General features: G+C 71.5%; 11 protein-coding genes. 2 read left to right on the forward strand and 9 right to left on the reverse strand.

All coding sequences use genetic code 11. The annotated features are described in order from the left end of the window. Positions 1-65: 65 nt before the first annotated feature. The 4 genes from HGN31_RS01250 to acs all read right to left on the reverse strand — a co-directional run bounded on the left by HGN31_RS01250 (position 66) and on the right by acs (position 5,998). Positions 66-1,550 carry a DUF294 nucleotidyltransferase-like domain-containing protein gene (locus tag HGN31_RS01250; protein ID WP_244961086.1) on the reverse strand — a complete coding sequence of 495 codons (1,485 nt, stop codon included), beginning with the start codon at positions 1,548-1,550 and terminating at the stop codon, positions 66-68. Positions 1,551-1,618: 68 nt separating this feature from the next. Next, entirely contained in the window at positions 1,619-3,358 is a 1,740-nt protein-coding gene (locus tag HGN31_RS01255) for a cation acetate symporter (RefSeq protein WP_036701976.1), read from the reverse strand. An 8-nt stretch (positions 3,359-3,366) separates the two neighbouring features. Further along, entirely contained in the window at positions 3,367-3,675 is a 309-nt protein-coding gene (locus HGN31_RS01260) for a DUF485 domain-containing protein (RefSeq protein ID WP_036701957.1), read from the reverse strand. Between the two features lie 370 nt (positions 3,676-4,045). Beyond that, positions 4,046-5,998: an acetate--CoA ligase gene (gene acs / locus HGN31_RS01265; protein ID WP_052174938.1), complete on the reverse strand. Its 1,953-nt coding sequence runs from the start codon at positions 5,996-5,998 to the stop codon at positions 4,046-4,048. A gap of 198 nt (positions 5,999-6,196) precedes the next feature. Here acs and HGN31_RS01270 point away from each other — a divergent pair, with 198 nt between their 5' ends. Beyond that, on the forward strand, positions 6,197-6,706 hold the full coding sequence (locus tag HGN31_RS01270) for a HugZ family pyridoxamine 5'-phosphate oxidase (RefSeq protein WP_168782091.1): 510 nt from the start codon (positions 6,197-6,199) through the stop codon (positions 6,704-6,706). Positions 6,707-6,763: 57 nt separating this feature from the next. On the opposite strand, the gene HGN31_RS01275 is transcribed toward HGN31_RS01270, so the two are convergent. Further along, entirely contained in the window at positions 6,764-9,055 is a 2,292-nt protein-coding gene (locus HGN31_RS01275; protein WP_036731317.1) for a glycosyl hydrolase family 28-related protein, read from the reverse strand. A gap of 165 nt (positions 9,056-9,220) precedes the next feature. Continuing rightward, a complete protein-coding gene (locus HGN31_RS01280; RefSeq protein WP_168782092.1) occupies positions 9,221-10,804 on the reverse strand; it encodes a lysine--tRNA ligase in 1,584 nt (527 codons plus the stop codon). A 90-nt stretch (positions 10,805-10,894) separates the two neighbouring features. Here HGN31_RS01280 and HGN31_RS01285 point away from each other — a divergent pair, with 90 nt between their 5' ends. Further along, positions 10,895-11,317: a tellurite resistance TerB family protein gene (locus HGN31_RS01285; protein ID WP_036701964.1), complete on the forward strand. Its 423-nt coding sequence runs from the start codon at positions 10,895-10,897 to the stop codon at positions 11,315-11,317. A 165-nt stretch (positions 11,318-11,482) separates the two neighbouring features. On the opposite strand, the gene HGN31_RS01290 is transcribed toward HGN31_RS01285, so the two are convergent. From HGN31_RS01290 to HGN31_RS01300, 3 genes are all read right to left on the reverse strand, one after another. After that, the gene (locus HGN31_RS01290; protein WP_168782093.1) at positions 11,483-12,985 is read right to left on the reverse strand and encodes a D-alanyl-D-alanine carboxypeptidase; all 1,503 of its coding nucleotides are present in this window, start codon (positions 12,983-12,985) and stop codon (positions 11,483-11,485) included. A 131-nt stretch (positions 12,986-13,116) separates the two neighbouring features. Next, a complete protein-coding gene (locus tag HGN31_RS01295; RefSeq protein WP_168782094.1) occupies positions 13,117-15,267 on the reverse strand; it encodes a hypothetical protein in 2,151 nt (716 codons plus the stop codon). Beyond that, a complete protein-coding gene (locus tag HGN31_RS01300; protein WP_244961088.1) occupies positions 15,264-16,358 on the reverse strand; it encodes a DUF4159 domain-containing protein in 1,095 nt (364 codons plus the stop codon). The genes HGN31_RS01295 and HGN31_RS01300 overlap by 4 nt, the downstream gene beginning before the upstream one ends. Positions 16,359-16,380 lie beyond the last annotated feature (22 nt).

A 16,380-nucleotide genomic window follows, 5' to 3' on the forward strand; every position in this document is an offset into this window, starting at 1 on the left:
GGATCGTCCGCCGCCACTTCTTCCGCCCGCGGACCGTCCGCCCGCCGACCCCGTCCCGCCGCGCCTCATCCCGGCAGCCGGAACTGCTGGCTCACCCAGTCGCGGAAGCCGCGCACGATGGCGAGCGAATCCTTCAGCGCCTGCCGGTCCAGCGTGCCGAGCTCGTCGAGGCTGACGAGGTTGCCCGGCGGGCGGCCGGCCGCGATCTGGCGCAGGTTGGTGTCGAGCTTCGCACCCATGAGGAAATGTAGCGCGTCGGTCAGGTCGCGCGCCATCCCCTCGGGCACCCGTCCGGCCGCGACCAGGGCCGCGAGACGCTCGGTCGTGGCCAGCGCCGGCACGCGGTATTTCAGCGCCAGCGCCCGCACCCCCTGCACGATCGGGAACAGGCCCAGCTTCTTGAGGTCGATCTCGGCACTCGCCCGGCCGCGCACGCCGGGCAGCCGCGACCACCAGCTGCGATCCTCGGAAAAGCTGTTCACGGCGGCCGCGAACCGCGCCAGATAGGCGTCCGAGTCCGTCATCAGCGCCACCAGCGCCGCCTTGGCCTCCTCCAGCAGCCGGGCGTCGCCCGCGACCGCCAGCGCGTCCATGAAGATGGCGAGGTTCATCGGCCCCTCGCCCATCCCCTCGGCCGGCTCGTCATAGATCCAGCGCCCGAAGGTCTGGCGGAAGCCGGTGACGGTCTGCCGCCACAGCGGCTGGTTGGCCATGATCCCGCCCGGACAGGGCGGATAGCCGAAGCTGACGAGCGCCGCCGTGAAGGCCTCGGTCGCCGCGGCGGCCTCGGCCGGGTCGGCGTCGTCGGCAAGGATCAGGCCGTTGTCCTGGTCGGTGCGGATGATCTGCTCGCCCCGCCCCTCGCTGCCCATGACGATGAGGCAGGACCGGGCGCGCAGCGTCTCGGGCGCGACGAGTTCCCACAGCCGGCGGAACACGGCGCGGTTCAGCTCGCCCACCAGCCCGGCGATGACCTCGACCCGGACGCCGTCAGAGGCCAGCACCCGGATCAGCGGCTCGATCTGGTCGGCGGCCCGGCGCAGCGCCGCGACGTCGGTGGCGTCGGCGGCCTGCATGGCGATGAGATGCGAGTGGTTCGCGACGAAGCTCATCAGGTCGAGCTGGCTCAGCACGCCCGCGATGCTGCCGTCCGTCCCGCGCACCACGACGCGGTGGACGCGGTGGCGCAGCATCAGGATCATCGCGGTGAACAGGTCGTCGTCGATGGCGATCTCGACGGTCGGGAAGCTCGCGACCTCGGCCACGCGCAGGCTGGCGGGCGCGCGGTCCATCAGCACCACGTCGCGCAGGTTGGTGGTGGTGAAGACGCCCAGCCGGTCGCCGTCGCGCACCAGCGCCTCGCTCGCGTCCTGGGCGGCCATCTGCTGGCAGAGCGACAGCACGTCGGTGTCGCCCGGCACGATCAGGGGCTGGCGCAGATACGCCTCGCCCACGCGTGAGGCCATGAGCGACAGCGTCTCGCGCCGCCCGTGGTCGCTGCCGGCGGCGGTGAGGCCGGGCTGGTCCGGCGCGCGCCCTGCGCCGGCCAAGGTGGAAGCGGCCGGACCCGAGGGTCCGGCCGCCGCCGTCTCCGGCGCCGAAGGGGCGCGCGGCGTGCTCAATGCGAGGAGGCCGTCGAGGCGCCGATCCCGGTCTCGGACCGGACCTCCTGCGCCAGGTAGCCGGCCTTGTCGATCGCGGCGCGGCGGCTCTTGTCGGTGACCGAGAAGAACCAGATCCCGAGGAACGCGAGCGTCATCGAGAAGAGCGCGGGCGAGGTATAGGGGAACAGCGCCGAGCCCTTGGGATTGCCCAGCGTCGCTTCCCACACCGAGGGCGAGACGACGGTCAGCGCCACCGACGAGATCAGCCCCATGAAGCCGCCGATGACGGCGCCGCGGGTGGTCATGCCCTTCCACAGGATCGACAGGAACAGCACCGGGAAGTTCGCGGACGCCGCGATGGCGAAGGCGAGCGACACCATGAAGGCGATGTTCTGCTTCTCGAACGCGATCCCGAGGATCACCGCCACGATGCCGAGGCAGATGGTGGTGATGCGCGAGACACGCAGTTCGGCAGCGCTGTCGGCATGGCCCTTCTTCACGACGCTCGAGTAGATGTCGTGCGACACCGCCGAGGCGCCCGAGAGCGTCAGACCCGCCACCACCGCGAGGATGGTCGCAAACGCCACCGCCGAGATGAAGCCCAGGAAGACGTTGCCGCCGACCGCGTTGGCCAGATGCACGGCCGCCATGTTGTTGCCGCCGATGAGCCCGCGGACCCCGTCCTTGATCTCGATGAAGCTGGGGTTGGTCAGCACGAAGGCGATGGCGCCGAAGCCGATGATGAAGGTCAGCAGGTAGAAGTAGCCGATCCAGATCGTCGCCCACATCACCGACTTCCGGGCTTCCTTGGCCGAGGGCACGGTGAAGAAGCGCATCAGGATGTGCGGCAGGCCGGCGGTCCCGAACATCAGCGCCATGCCGAAGCTGATGGCCGAGATCGGGTCTTTCACGAAGGTGCCCGGACCCATGATCGCCTGGCCGGCCGCGGCGGCCTCCTCGGGCGTGGGCAGGGGCTTGTCGGGGACCGGCGTGGTCGCGGCGAGATCGGTCTTGATCCGCACCGACTCGGCAAACAGCCGCTCGAAGCTGAAGCCGAAGTGCTGCATGACCATGAAGGCCATGAACGAGGCCCCGCCCAAGAGCAGGCAGGCCTTGATGATCTGCACCCAAGTGGTCGCGGTCATGCCGCCGAAGAGCACGTAGACCATCATCAGCGCGCCGACGATGATCACCGCCATCCAGTATTCCAGCCCGAACAGCAGCTTGATGAGCTGCCCCGCGCCGACCATCTGCGCGATCAGGTAGAACGCCACGACGACGAGCGTCGAGATCGCCGCGAACAGCCGCACCGGCGTCTGCTCGAAGCGGAACGAGGCCACGTCGGCGAAGGTGAACTTGCCGAGGTTGCGCAGCTTCTCGGCCATCAGGAAGGTCAGGATCGGCCAGCCGACGAGGAAGCCGATCGAGTAGATCAGCCCGTCGAAGCCGTTGGCCATCACCGCGGCCGAGATGCCGAGGAACGAGGCCGCGGACATGTAGTCCCCGGCGATGGCAAGGCCGTTCTGGAAGCCCGAGATGCCGCCGCCGGCGGTGTAGAAGTCGGCGGCCGACTTGGTGCGGCCGGCGGCCCACTTGGTGATGAACAGCGTCAGGACGACGAACACCCCGAACATGGTGATCGCGGTCCAGTTGGTCGCCTGCTGGACGACCTCGCCCTCGAGGGCGCCTGCGGCCATCACCGCCGAGGGCGCGACGAGCAGCGCGGAAAGGCCGAGAAACCGGCCCGTGGTCATCGGAAACTTCATTTCAGGGCCTCGCGGCGCACGCGCTCGGCCAGCTCGTCATATTCGCTGTTCGCGCGCATGACGTAGATGGCAGTGATCACGATGGTGAACAGGATGACGCCGAACCCGACCGGGATGCCCCAGGTCGTGACCCCGCTGCCGATCCGCTTGGCAAGCAGCGCCTTGTCGAAGGCGATGATGGCGATGAACCCGTAATAGACCACCAGCATGGCGATGGTCAGCGTCCAACCGAAACTCAGCCGCCGAGAACGCAGCTTCTGGTAGTTCGGGTCGGACGCGATGCGTTCGAGCATCGTATCCTGCATTGTCGTTGTCCCTCCTCCGGGAGTTTCCAGCTCGTGCGGCCGGTTGGTTTGGCAGTCCCTTCGGTCCGTCCTCGGTGCCGTCCGTGCGCCCCGCAAGTGCGGCGGCGGCGCGTGGCCCCTCTGCCTCGGGCAGGTCACGGGACTTCGGCCGGGCACCTGCGGCGGGCCGTCCCTGCCCCGCAGGTCCGCCCCTCCGCCGCGTCTGGCGTCGTCCCGTGGCTGCCCCGCGTCGGGGCGCCGTGCGGCCCTCCTCCGGCCCGTCCTCTCTCCCGGTCGGGGCGGTCGGCGGGTCACGCCGCCGCGCCGCGACCGGGTCCTCAAGCGCGGCGGGCAGGCGGCGCGTGCCGCCCGGACCCGCCGCCCCATCCCCTCAGGCGCGGTTCATCCGGTTCTCGATCAGCTCGTCCACGACCGACGGATCGGCCAGCGTCGAGGTGTCGCCCAGTGCGCCATAGTCGTTCTCGGCGATCTTGCGCAGGATGCGGCGCATGATCTTGCCCGAGCGGGTCTTGGGCAGCCCGGGCGCCCACTGGATCAGGTCCGGCTTGGCGATCGGCCCGATCTCGGTGCGGACCCAGCCCTCCAGCTCCTTGCGCAGCTCGGACGAGGGCTCGATCCCGTTCATCAGCGTGACATAGGCGTAGATGCCCTGCCCCTTGAGGTCGTGCGGGTAGCCCACGACCGCCGCCTCGGCGACCTTGGGGTGGGCGACGAGCGCCGATTCCACCTCGGCCGTGCCCATCCGGTGGCCCGAGACGTTGATCACGTCATCGACCCGGCCGGTGATCCAGTAATACCCGTCCTCGTCCCTACGGCAGCCGTCGCCGGTGAAGTAATAGCCCGGATACTGCTGGAAATACGCCTCTTCGAAGCGCTGGTGGTCGCCCCAGAGGGTGCGCATCTGCCCCGGCCAGCTGTCGGCGATGGCCAGCACCCCCTCGACCCCGTTGCCCTCGATCAGCGCACCGGAGGCGGCGTCCAGCACCGCCGGCTTGACCCCGAAGAAGGGCAGCGTCGCCGCCCCCGGCTTCGTCTCGATCGCATAGGGGATCGAGGTGATCATGTGGCCGCCGGTCTCGGTCTGCCAGAAGGTGTCGACGATCGGGCAGCGGCCCTTGCCGACGTGCTTGTCGTACCAGACCCACGCCTCGGGGTTGATCGGCTCGCCGACCGAGCCGAGGATGCGCAGGCTCGACAGGTCGTGCTTCTCGACCCACTCGGGCCCCTGGCCCATGAGGCTGCGGATCGCGGTCGGCGCGGTGTAGAACTGGGTGACCTTGTGCTTGGCGCAGACCTCCCAGAAGCGGCCGGCGTCGGGATAGGTCGGCACCCCCTCGAACATCAGCGTGGTCGCGCCGTTCGAGAGCGGGCCATAGACGATGTAGCTGTGGCCGGTGACCCAGCCCACGTCGGCGGTGCACCAGAACACGTCGCCGTCCTGATAGTCGAAGGTGTACTGATGCGTCATCGACGCATAGGTCAGGTACCCCCCGGTGGTGTGCACCACCCCCTTCGGCCGCCCGGTCGAGCCGGAGGTGTAGAGGATGAACAGCGGGTCCTCGGCCCCCATCGGGCGCGGCGGGCACTCGGGGCTCGCGTGCTCCATCAGGTACTTCACGTCGACGTCGCGGCCATCGACCCAGGTGGTCTGGTCGCCGGTGTGCTTGACGACGAGACAGCGCACCCGGTCCGAGCAATGCAGCAGCGCCGCATCGGTGTTGGACTTGAGCGCCGTGCGCCGGCCGCCGCGCGGGGCGGTGTCGGCGGTGATGACCAGCTTGGCGCCGCAGTCGTTGATGCGGTTGGCCAGTGCGTCGGGCGAGAAGCCCGCGAAGACGATGGAATGGATGGCGCCGATCCGGGCGCAGGCCAACATCGCATAGGCCGCCTCGGGGATCATCGGCAGGTAGATCACCACCCGGTCGCCGCGCATCACGCCCTGGCTCAGCAGGACGTTGGCCATCCGCTGCACCTTCTCCGACAGCTCGGCATAGGTGATGTGCTGCGCGGGCTGGGCCGGATCGTCCGGCTCGAAGATGATCGCGGTCTGCCGGGCGCGCTGCGGCAGGTGGCGGTCCACGCAGTTCACGCAGGCGTTGAGCACCCCGTCCTCGAACCACTTGATCGAGACGTTGCCCAGCGTGAAGTCGGTGTTCTTGACCTTGGTGTAGGGCTCGATCCAGTCCAGCCGCTTGCCCTCGCGGCCCCAGAAACCGTCCGGGTCGCTGATCGACTCGGCATAGCGCGCCCTGTAGTCCTCGGGCGTGACATGGGCCTTGGTAAAGCCCTCGGGGATGGGGTGCTTGGCAATGGCGTCAGACATGAATCCTCCCAGTGACTTCCGTAACGCGTCGTCGCGAGTCCGACCCGCGCGCTCCTCCCGCGGGCGCCGTTCACGCAGAGTTGCGGGACCGGCTGGGCTGACCGTAGAAGATCGCCGGAAGCTTGTCATATGCAAATATTGCAAACAGTTCGGGGGCCTCTGCGTGACCTGTAAACCTCAGCCGACCCCGGTGCGACCGTGACCGAGCGGCCCGCGCCCCGCCCCGAGCCGCACCGCGCGGCGGACGCCGAGGCGCGCGCCGCGGCCCGGGCACTGCTCGGCTCGGCCCGCGATGCGGTGCTGGCCGTCCTCGACGCCGAGGGCTGGCCGATGACCTCGCGGATCGCTCTGCAGACCGACGCCGCAGGCACGCCGCTCGCGCTACTCTCGGGGCTGGCGCTGCACAGCGCGGCGCTGTCGCGTGACCCCCGCGCGGCGCTGCTGCTGACCGACGACGCCGCGACCAAGGGCAGCGCCCTGACCCGCCCGCGCCTTTCGCTGCAAGTCGAGGCGGCGCTGGTGCCCCCCGCCGACGAGGTCGCGCTGCGCACCCTCTGGCGCGCCCGCGATCCCAAGGCGGCGGTCTATCTCGGCTTGCCCGACTTCCGCTTCTGGCGGTTCACGGTCCGCGCCGGCCTCTTCAACGCAGGCTTCGGCGCGGCCTTCCGGCTCACCGCCGCCGACCTCGCCGCGCCCATCGCGGAATGACAAAGGGCGCCCGCGGATCGCTCCGCGGACGCCCCGTCCTGAGTTGGACCTAAGGCCCTATTCGGGCGTGTCCATCCGCACCCGCAGGCTCACCGTGCCCTTCACCGGCGCCGAGAAGTCCAGCGCCACCTGGTTCCGCCCCGATCCTTGCGCAAGCTGCACCGAGGGCAGGTCGTTGTTGCGCCCCCCCGACGCGTCGGTGATCGTGCCCTCGGGCACCACCGCCTCGACCTTGAGTGACTGCCCGTTGAAGGGCAGCGCCGCGTCCGTCCCCACGAGCCAGCGGCTTGCCGCGGTGTTCTGGGTGTGGGTGACGTAAAGGGGGTTGGTCGTCGGGGTGCGGATGCCGTAGAAGGTGTTCCCCTCGAACCGCACCCCCTGCATCTTGTCCATCCGCAGGTTGGCGTAGCTCGTGTCCACCCGCTCGACCCGGTCGATGTTGGCATAGAGCGACTTGAACACGTTGCCCATCACCGTCAAACCCGACAGCGTGTGCCCGGAGCCGTAGGGCTTGATCACGATCCACGAGAAGTTCGACACGGTGTTCGAGCACAGGAACGTGTTGCCGGTGATCGTCAGCCCGCCGAAGGACGCCTGCGGGGTCAGCGCGTTCGGGGTCGGGTGGTGCTCGTTGGTCCACTCGATGCTGGCATTGTCGATGTAGTTGCCGGTCACGGTCACCTGCGCGACCCGGCCGGTCAGCACCAGCCCCGCGACCCGCACCCCGGTCGAGCCGTCGCCCTGGAACCAGTGGTTGCCGGTGATCAGGTGCCCGGTCCCCGAGGCCACGCAGAAATGCCCGAAGCGGACGAAGCGGTTATCGCGGATCTTGGTGTCGTTGGCGTTGATGTTCAGCGCGATGCTGGTTCGGTTGCCGGCCGGCAGGTCGAGGTCGTCCGACATGAACTCGCAGCGGTCGATCAGCATCCCCTGGCAGGCCTCGCCGATCGAGGTGATGCAGCGGTCCTGCGGCCGGGTGAAGAAGCAGTCGCGGAACGACCAGAGCCCCCCCGACGGCGGCAGCATCACCCCGTTGGCGTTGCCCTCTAGCCCGAACTCGACGTTCATGAAGTAGAAGCGGTCCACCTGCGGGATGGTCGAGAAATCGAACGCATAGCGCCGCCGGATGAAGGTGTAGTTGCGCGTCCCCGCCCCGCCGAACAGCGGGTTCGAGAGCGTGATCGTCCCGTCCGACAGGTTGCGGGCGGTGACATAGACCTCGCGCCCGACGCCGGGGCCGGTCACCCGCGACCCGACCTCGATCGCCGAAAGCTGGCCCACGTTCTTCAGCCTGTAGCCGTCGTTCGGGTCATAGGTCGCGGCCGCCGTCACCGTGCGGCTGTTCCACGCCGGGCCGGGGACGATGGCGATCTGCCCGTTCGCCACCACCCTGCGGCTCGAGAACGCCGTGACGCCGGGGGCAAGGTCGCCAATCACCAGCGGCTCGGTCAGGTCCACCTTGCGCCCGCAGAGGTCGAGGATGTTGTGGTCGCAATAATCCAGCAGCGCCTGCAGCGCCTTCTTCATCCCCTCGGTCTCGTCGCCGAAGGCGTCGGCATAGCTCGGGAAATCGAAGTTGCGCCTGAGCGACAGCCGCGCCGTCCGCGGCATCCGCAGCGTGCCGACGAAGCGCACCGGCTCGTTCATCGTCAGGTCGCCGTTGATGCGGTAGGTGCCGGCCGGGACCAGCACCTGCCCGCCCGCCGCCGCCGCATCGGCGCGCAGGAAGGCTGCGCGGTCGTCGGCCACCCCGTCGCCCACCGCGCCATAGTCGCGCACGTCCACCCAGTCGATCATCGCCGGCACGAACTCGGCCGTGACATCCTCGATCCGCAGGTTCTCGATCCGCACCGCGCCGCCGTTCGGCCCGATCAGGTCGAGCCCGAGATGGCCGATGGTCGCCGTCGGCCCCCAGCTCATGTCCACGCCCTGCCGGGTCGCCGTGGCGATGATGGCCGAGACCTCGACCACGCGCCCGTAGCCGGGCAGGCTCACCGCGTCGCTCGATTGCGGGACGCCCGAGACGACCACCCGCTGCGCCGTCCCCGGCCAGCCCGCGACCCGCACCTGCGGCAGGTTGCCGGCGATGCCCTTGACCCGCGCCGAGACGCGCAGGAACGTGCCGGGGATGATCGGCGTCTCGCCCATATAGCGGATGCGGGTGACGGTCTCGAGCTTCTGGATCTCGAGGCAGGGCCCGAAGTCCTGATCCGCCGGCACGATGGCCGCGTTCGTCGCCCCCGACCAGGTGGGGTCGTTGGCCACGCCATTGGCGCGCGACCAGTTGTAGAGCCCGGCCGAGAAGCCCGGCGGCATCAGTTGCAGTCCGGCGGTGACGGCGATGTTCATGGGCGTCCTCCTGACGTAGCGAGGACGACAGCGCCCCGCGATCAGGCCGGACCCTGCCGGGCCGCGGTTGACGCGCGGTTAACCCGCCGCCCGCCGCAACACCGTCCCGCGCAACGGCAGGGGTGAAATCGGCCCCCGCCCGTCAGTTCGGGGGCAGCCCGCGAGTCAGTTCGCGGTCAGCTCGCCCGGCAGCGCCCGCGCGATCAGCGCCTGCGTCTCGGCCACCCCGTAGAGGGCGATGAACCCGCCGAAGCGCGGCCCCTGATCGGCGCCGAGCAGCACCTGATAGAGCGCCGCGAACCAGTCCTTCATCGGCTCGAACCCGTGGTCGCGGCCGACGGCATAGACCATCTCCTGCAGCTTCTCCGGGTCGGCGGGCGCATCCCACGCCGCCAGCCGTTCGGCGAGGTCGGCCAGCGCCCCCGCCTCGCGCGCATCCGGCGCCCGGAACACCCGCGCCGGCGCCACGAAGTCGTTGAAATACCGCACCGCGAAGCCCGCCGCCTCGTCCATCTGCGGGTTGGTCTCGGGCGAGGCCTCGGGCGCGTAGCGGCGGATGAAGCCCCAGAGCCCGTCCTTGTCCTTGGCCCCCGCCACCGAGGCGAGGTTCAGAAGCATCCCGAACGGCACCACCATGTCCGAGGCGGGCACCTCGCCGCCGTGGATGTGCCACACCGGGTTGGCGAGCTGGTGCTCGGGCGTCTGCCCCGGATAGGCGCGCAGCTGCTGGTGGTATTCGTCCACCGCCTTGGGGATGACGTCGAAGTGCATCCTCTTCGCGGTCTTGGGCTTCTGATACATGAAGTAGGACAGGCTCTCGGTGGCCGCATAGGTCAGCCACTCGTCGATCGAGAGCCCGTTGCCCTTGGACTTGCTGATCTTCTGGCCCTTGTCGTCCAGGAACAGCTCATAGGTGAAATGCTCGGGCGCCCGGCCCCCCAGGACCTCGCAGATGCCGTCATAGATCGGCGTGTTGGTCGAGTGGTCCTTGCCGTACATCTCGAAATCGACGTCGAGCGCCGCCCATCGGGCGCCGAAATCCGGCTTCCACTGCAGCTTCACCTGACCGCCGGTGACCGGCAGCGTCCACTCGCGCCCGGTCTCGTCGTCGAAGGTGATCTCGCCGTTGGCGGCGTCGACGTGCTTGATCGGGACATAGAGCACGCGCCCTGTCTCGGGGTGGATCGGCAGGAAGCAGGAATAGGTCTGCTGCCGCTCTTCGCGCAGCGACGCCAGCATGATCTCCATGATCGCGTCATAGCGCTCGGCCGCGAGCCGCAGTGTCGGGTCGAACTGGCCGGATTTATAGAAATCCGTGGCGCTGATGAACTCGTAGGCGAAGCCGAAGGTGTCGAGAAACCGGCGCAGCATGGCGTTGTTGTGGTCGCCGAAGCTCGGGTATTCGCCGAACGGATCGGGCACCGAGGTCAGCGGCTTCTGCAGATGCTCGCGCAGCATCTCGGTCTGCGGGACGTTGTCGGGGACCTTGCGCATCCCGTCCATGTCGTCGGAAAAACAGAACAGCCGCGTGGGGATGTCCGAGATCATCTCGAAGGCGCGGCGGATCATCGTGGTCCGCGCGACCTCGCCGAAGGTGCCGATATGGGGCAGGCCCGAGGGGCCATAGCCCGTCTCGAACAGCACGTAACCCTTTTCGGGATCGCGCTTTTCATAGCGTTTCAGCACCCGGCGGGCCTCTTCGAAAGGCCAGGCCTTGGAATTCATCGCCGCATCGCGCAGGGTGGTCATCGTCCGTCTCCGTCACATCGGCCCCTGCCGTAGCCGCGGGGTCGGCCCGCGTCAATCTGTCCAGCCCCGCTTGCATCCGAGAGAAAGCCCATGACCACCGACCTGCCCTCGTTCTCGCCCTGCGACGCGCTCGTTGCGGTGATGGTGGCGGTGTCGGCCTCGGACCAGAACCTGCGCACCGCCGAACTCGTCGCGATCGAGCGGATCGTGAACCACACCCCGGTCTTCGCCGACTACGACATCGACCGGATTCGCGCGGTTTCGCAGACGGTTATTACGCTTTTCGAGGAAGAGGACGGGCTCGACGCGCTGTTCGGGCTGATCGGCTCGGCGCTGCCGGGACGGCTGTTCGAGACCGCCTATGTGCTGGCCTGCGACGTGGCCTCGGCGGACGGGCGGCTGACCGAGGACGAGCTGCGGATGCTGGGCGAGATCCGCGAGGTGCTCGAGCTCGACCGGCTACACGCCGCGGCGATCGAGTTGGCGGCGAAGGCGCGCCATCGGCGGCTCTGAGGGCGTTGCGCGCGAACGTTGCGCAACGTGCGGCAACGGGTGAGGTACCGCCTGCGACCCGTTGACCGCAAACGAAAAACCCTGATGCACAGACGATGCACCGTTCCTGCATCGTTCGGGCGATGTTCATGCACAGTTCATGCGAACGCCCGGGCGCACCCCGCGTCAGATCTCGGGCGGCAGCGGCCCCGTCGGCTCGGCCCCGGCGCACGCCGCGGCCACGACGTCACGTTGCAGCCGCTTGGCGCGCGCGGTCCAGCCGAGCACGCCCTCGGGCAGTTCCTGCCCCTCGGTCGCGGCGCGGCGGGGCAGGTCCGCGACCATCACCGCAAAGGCGCGCTCGGCCCCGTCCGGTCCACGCGCGTAGCCCGCGAGGTTCGAGACGAAATTCAGCGTCCCGGTCTTGGCCTCGACCAGCGGGCGCCCGTGCGCGCCGTCGCCGCCCCCCTCGCGCCCCAGCGCCTCGGCCAGCGGATCGCGGTTCAGAAGCGGCCGCAGCCGCGCGGCGCTGTCGGGCCGCGCGAGCAGCGCCACCAGCGCCGCAGGGCTGATCCGGCTGCCGGCGCCGAGGCCCGAGTGGTCCTCGAACACCACCCCGCCCGCATCCGCCGGCGCATCCGGCAGCGCGCGCGTCGCCCAGTCGGCCATCGCGCGGGCCGAGGCCCTCAGGTCCGGCGCGCCGCTCGCCGCCAGCCCCACCACCTCGGCGGTGAGGTTGGTCGAGAACTCGAGCATCCCGCGCAGGATCGCCGCCAGCGGGCGGCTGTCGCGGCGGGTGATCTCGGCCGCATCCGCCGGCAGCGCGCCCAGCATCTCGGGCGCGGGCAGCGGCAGCCCCGCGGCGCGGGCCAGCGTCTGGAACACGTCGCCCGCGTAGAGCCCCGGCCGCCGCACGGGCAGCCAGCGGCTGCCCGAGGCGCCGAGTGCCGCGCGCGGCACTTCCCACCGCTCGGCCGGGGAGCCGTCCTCGGCCGCGACCCGCCATGCGCCCCCGCCGGGCCGGGTGGCGGCGGTGATGCCGTAGGCGCGGGGTGCCGCGCGCGCGGCGCGGGCGGTGAGCGAGAGGGTGCAGGCGCTCTCGCACCGCCAGCCGAGGTGCACGCGGTTGAAGTTGAGGATGATCCCCGAGACGGCGGGGTTGTAGGCGAGCTGCGCCGCCTGCCCCGGCGCGATCTCGGCCAGCCGCGGCAGCGCCCCCTCCCACACCGCGAAGCGGGCCGGGCGCCAGTCGCCCACGGCCCGCGCCGTGTCGGCCGCGAGTATGGCCAGCGCGTCGCTGTCGAGTTCCGGGTCGCCGCCGCCCGCGAGGATCAGCGTGTCGCCCGCCCGCAGGATGCGGGTGGCGAAGCGGTGCCCCTCGCCCAGCCGGTCGAGCGCATAGAGCGCCGTCACGGTCTTGAGCGTCGAGGCCGGCGGCAGCGCCAGTTGCGGGTCATGGGCCAGCACCTGCGCCCCGGTCCCCAGATCGACCGCCAGCGCGCCGAGCCGCGCCGCGCCCAGCCGCGCCCGCGCCAGCAGCGCCTCGGGCCCAAGCGCGGGCCGGAGCCGGGGCCGCCGCGCGACGGGCACCAGCGCCTCGGCCAGCGCAGGCCCGCCCAGCCCCGCGGCGAGCAGCGGCACCAGCCCGGCGGCCAGAACGGCGCGCCGCGAGATCGACGGATGGGGCATGGCGGTCCTCGTGGCCTGCGGGTCGGGTGCGGACGGGGATAGCGGAAAGCGCCCCAAGGGGAAACCGGTGGGCCCCGGCGGGGGATCGGGTGGTCGCAGGCAGATACCCCCGCCACGCCGTTGGCCGCCCGTCACCGCCGCCGCAGCCGCCCGCCCTCGGCCAGCCACGCCGCCAGCGCCAGCCCCGCGATCAGCGCGAGCCAGCCCCACGGCGGCAGCAGCGGCCGCACCGCGAGCCCGTCCACCGCCGCCGCTTCGCGGGGGGTGATCCCGATCCACGGGCGGGCCACGCCCTCGCCCTGCGCCGGGCGGCCGGGGCGCACCACCCGCAGGTCGGGCACCCCGTCCGACAGGCGGTGCACCGATCCGCCGCTGGCCGCGACCAGCGGGGCGAGCGCGTCGGGGCGGGCCACGGTCTCCTCGAACTCGCGCGGGGCCGGGGGGCCGAGCGCGGCGACGCGGTTGAGCGTGCCCTCGGCCAGCCGATAGAGCCCCGGCGCGGGGGCCTGATAGACCGCCTCAAACCGCCCGGCCCCGGCGGGGGCGAGGGTCAGCGCCTCGGTGCCGCCGTCGGGCCGGGTGATCGTCACCGCCCCGACGCTGTCGCCCATCGTGCGGCGCGTCACGACGAGGCGCATCCCCGGGGCGGCGGCGACGTCCAGCGCCTCTTCCTCGAGCTCGGGTTCCTTCAGCGACCAGTGGGCGATGCGGCGCAAGAGTTCGGCCTGCGGCCCGCCCCCCTCGAAGCCGCGTCCCCAGAGCCAGACCTGGTCCGAGGCGAGCAGCGCCACCCGGCCGCGGCCGACCCGGTTGACGATGAGCAGCGGCGAGTCGGCGTCCAGCACGCTGCCGGTCGCCGCCGAGGGCCGCGCGGTCAGCAGCACCTCGGCCAGCGGGTCGGGGATCACCTCGGCCATCCGCAGCCAGCGGCCCCACGGGGGCGTGGCGCCGCCCTCCGCGCCCTCGGGCGCCCCCGGCAGGCCCGCGGTCACCGGGTGGCGCTGGCCGGCGGGGGTGGGCCAGGGGGTGAAGGGCGCCTCGATCAGCCGGCCGGTGGGCCGGCCGGGCAGGATCGGGGCGAGCGGCGACAGGTGCAGGCTCTCGACCCCCGCCATCTCGGGGCCGGAGGCGACGAGCAGCGCCCCGCCCTCTTCGACATAGCGGCGGATGTTGTCGAAATAGGCCGGCGGCAGGATGCCGCGGATCCGGTAGCGGTCGAGGATGATGAGGTCGAAATCCCCGATCCGGTCCTGAAACAGCGCCTCGGTCGGAAAGGCGATCAGCGCCAGCTCGTCCACCGGCACGCCGTCCATCTTGTCCGGCGGGCGCAGGATGGTGAAGTGGACGAGGTCCACGTTCGGGTCGGATTTCAACAGGTTGCGCCAGGCGCGCTCGCCCGGATGCGGCTCGCCCGAGACGAGCAGCACCCGCAACCGGTCGCGCACCCCGGCGATGGTGACGGCGGCGCGGTCGTTCAGGTCGGTGAGCTGCGCGGGCGCCCCACCGGGGTCGTCGAGCGACAGCGCCACGACGTTCTGGCCCGCGTGGGCGGGGGTCACGGGGATCTCGAGCGGGACGCCCGGCGGGATCGCCACCTGCGCGGCCGGCGCGCCGTCGATCGAGACGCTGAGCGTCGCCGCGCGCCCGGCCACGGCATCGGGCGGCGTGCCCTGATCCTCGACCCGGACCCGCAGGGTCACGGGCTGGCCGATGAGGCCGAAGGCCGGGGCCTCCTCGATCACCAGCCGGCGGTCCCAGTCGGTGGGGGCGCCGGTCAGCAGGACATGGACCGGGGCGGGCGCACCATCAGGCAGCGCGGCGGGGATCGCCGCGGGGTCGTGAGCCAGCCCGTCGGTCAGGACCAGCACGCCGGCCAGCCGCGCTGCCGGCTCGGCCGCGAGCGCCCGGGTCAGCGCCGCGCCGAGCCTTGTGCCGTCCGGGTCGTCGCCCAGCGGGATGCGGCGCAGCTCGGTCCCCGGCAGCGCGGCGACGGCGGCGGCGAGGCGCTCGGCCGCGGCCGCGGTCTGGGCGGGGCGGCCGGGCAGCGACTGGCTCGCGCTTTGGTCCTCGATCATCAGGACGATGTCCGTGAGCGCGCGGCGCACGCCGGTCTCGACCCCCGGCCCGGCGAGCGCGGCGGCGAGCGCCAGCCCGGCCAGCCCGCGCCACGGCCAGCCCGGCAGCCGCCGCGCCCAGGCCAGCGCCGCGGCGGCCAGCGCCAGTGCGGCGAGGGCCGCGACCGCCGCCCAGGGCAGCGCCGGATCGAAGGTCAGCCGCGTCACCGGATCGCCCCCTGCCCGATAAGCCCCGGCGTGCGCGGCGCCTCGCGCCCCAGCCGCTCGAGCAGTTCGGGGACGTGGACCTGATCGGATTTGTAGTTCCCGCTCAGCGCATACATCACGAGGTTGATGCCGAAGCGCAGCGCCAGCTCGCGCTGCCGCTCACCGTCGTAGCCCGCGCCGATGGCGTAGGCGGGCAGGCCCTCGGGCGTCGTGGCCCAGGCCTCGGCATAGGCATTGCCGCCGATGATGACCGGCGAGACGCCGTCGTTCGAGGGGGCGAAGCCCGCGTCGGTCGCCTCGGGCGACTGCGGCGCCTCGACCCAGAGCGGGGCGGCGGTCCAGCGGCCGGGAAAGCTGTCGAGCAGGTAGAAGGCGCGGGTCAGGACGTGATCGGGCGGCAGCGGCGCGAGCGGCGGGATGTCGAGCGGCGCGGCGAGCCGCTGGAGCGCGGCGCTCGCGTCCGGCGCCCCGGTTCCGGCGAGGTCGCCGTCGCGGGTGTCGAAGACGATCATCCCGCCGGTGCGCAGAAAGCGGTTGAGCGCGGCGTAGGCGGGCGGCCCGGGCAGCGGCTGGTCCTCGGTCACCGGCCAGTAGAGGAAGGTCAGCAGCGACAGGTCGTCGGTGTCGAGATCGACGCCGACCGGCGGCCCGGGCTCGACGGTGGTGCGCTCGGTCAGGCCCTGCGAGAGGCCGTTCAGCCCCGCCTCGGAGGCGGCGTCGACGCGCGGGTCGCCGGTGACGACATAGGCGAGCGCCCCGGTGCCCGCGGCCTCGGCGAGGCGCGGGTCGGGGTCTGCGGGGGTGAGCGCGGCGGCTGGCCCCGGTGCCGGGGGTGGGGCGTCCTGGGCCAGCGCGGGAGCGGCGAGGAGGGCGATGAGGAGTGGGGTGAGCAGCGCGGCGGGGCGGAGCCGCGGTGCGAGGGAAGCGCGGCGGGAGCGGTGTGCGGAGGAGAGGAGTGCCTCGACGATAGCTTGGGGGGCGAGGCGCGCGGAGAGGCCACCGCGCGAGCGGGGGGCATGGTTAGGATCGGAAGCGGCGGGGGGGTGCGCCGTCGCCGGTGTGATCGCCGGGGGGTGCGGCGGAGCTGACACCGGAATGGCAAACGTCGGCCGC

The organism is Paracoccus sanguinis, from assembly GCF_012689545.1.
In the GTDB taxonomy this organism is placed as follows: domain Bacteria; phylum Pseudomonadota; class Alphaproteobacteria; order Rhodobacterales; family Rhodobacteraceae; genus Paracoccus; species Paracoccus panacisoli.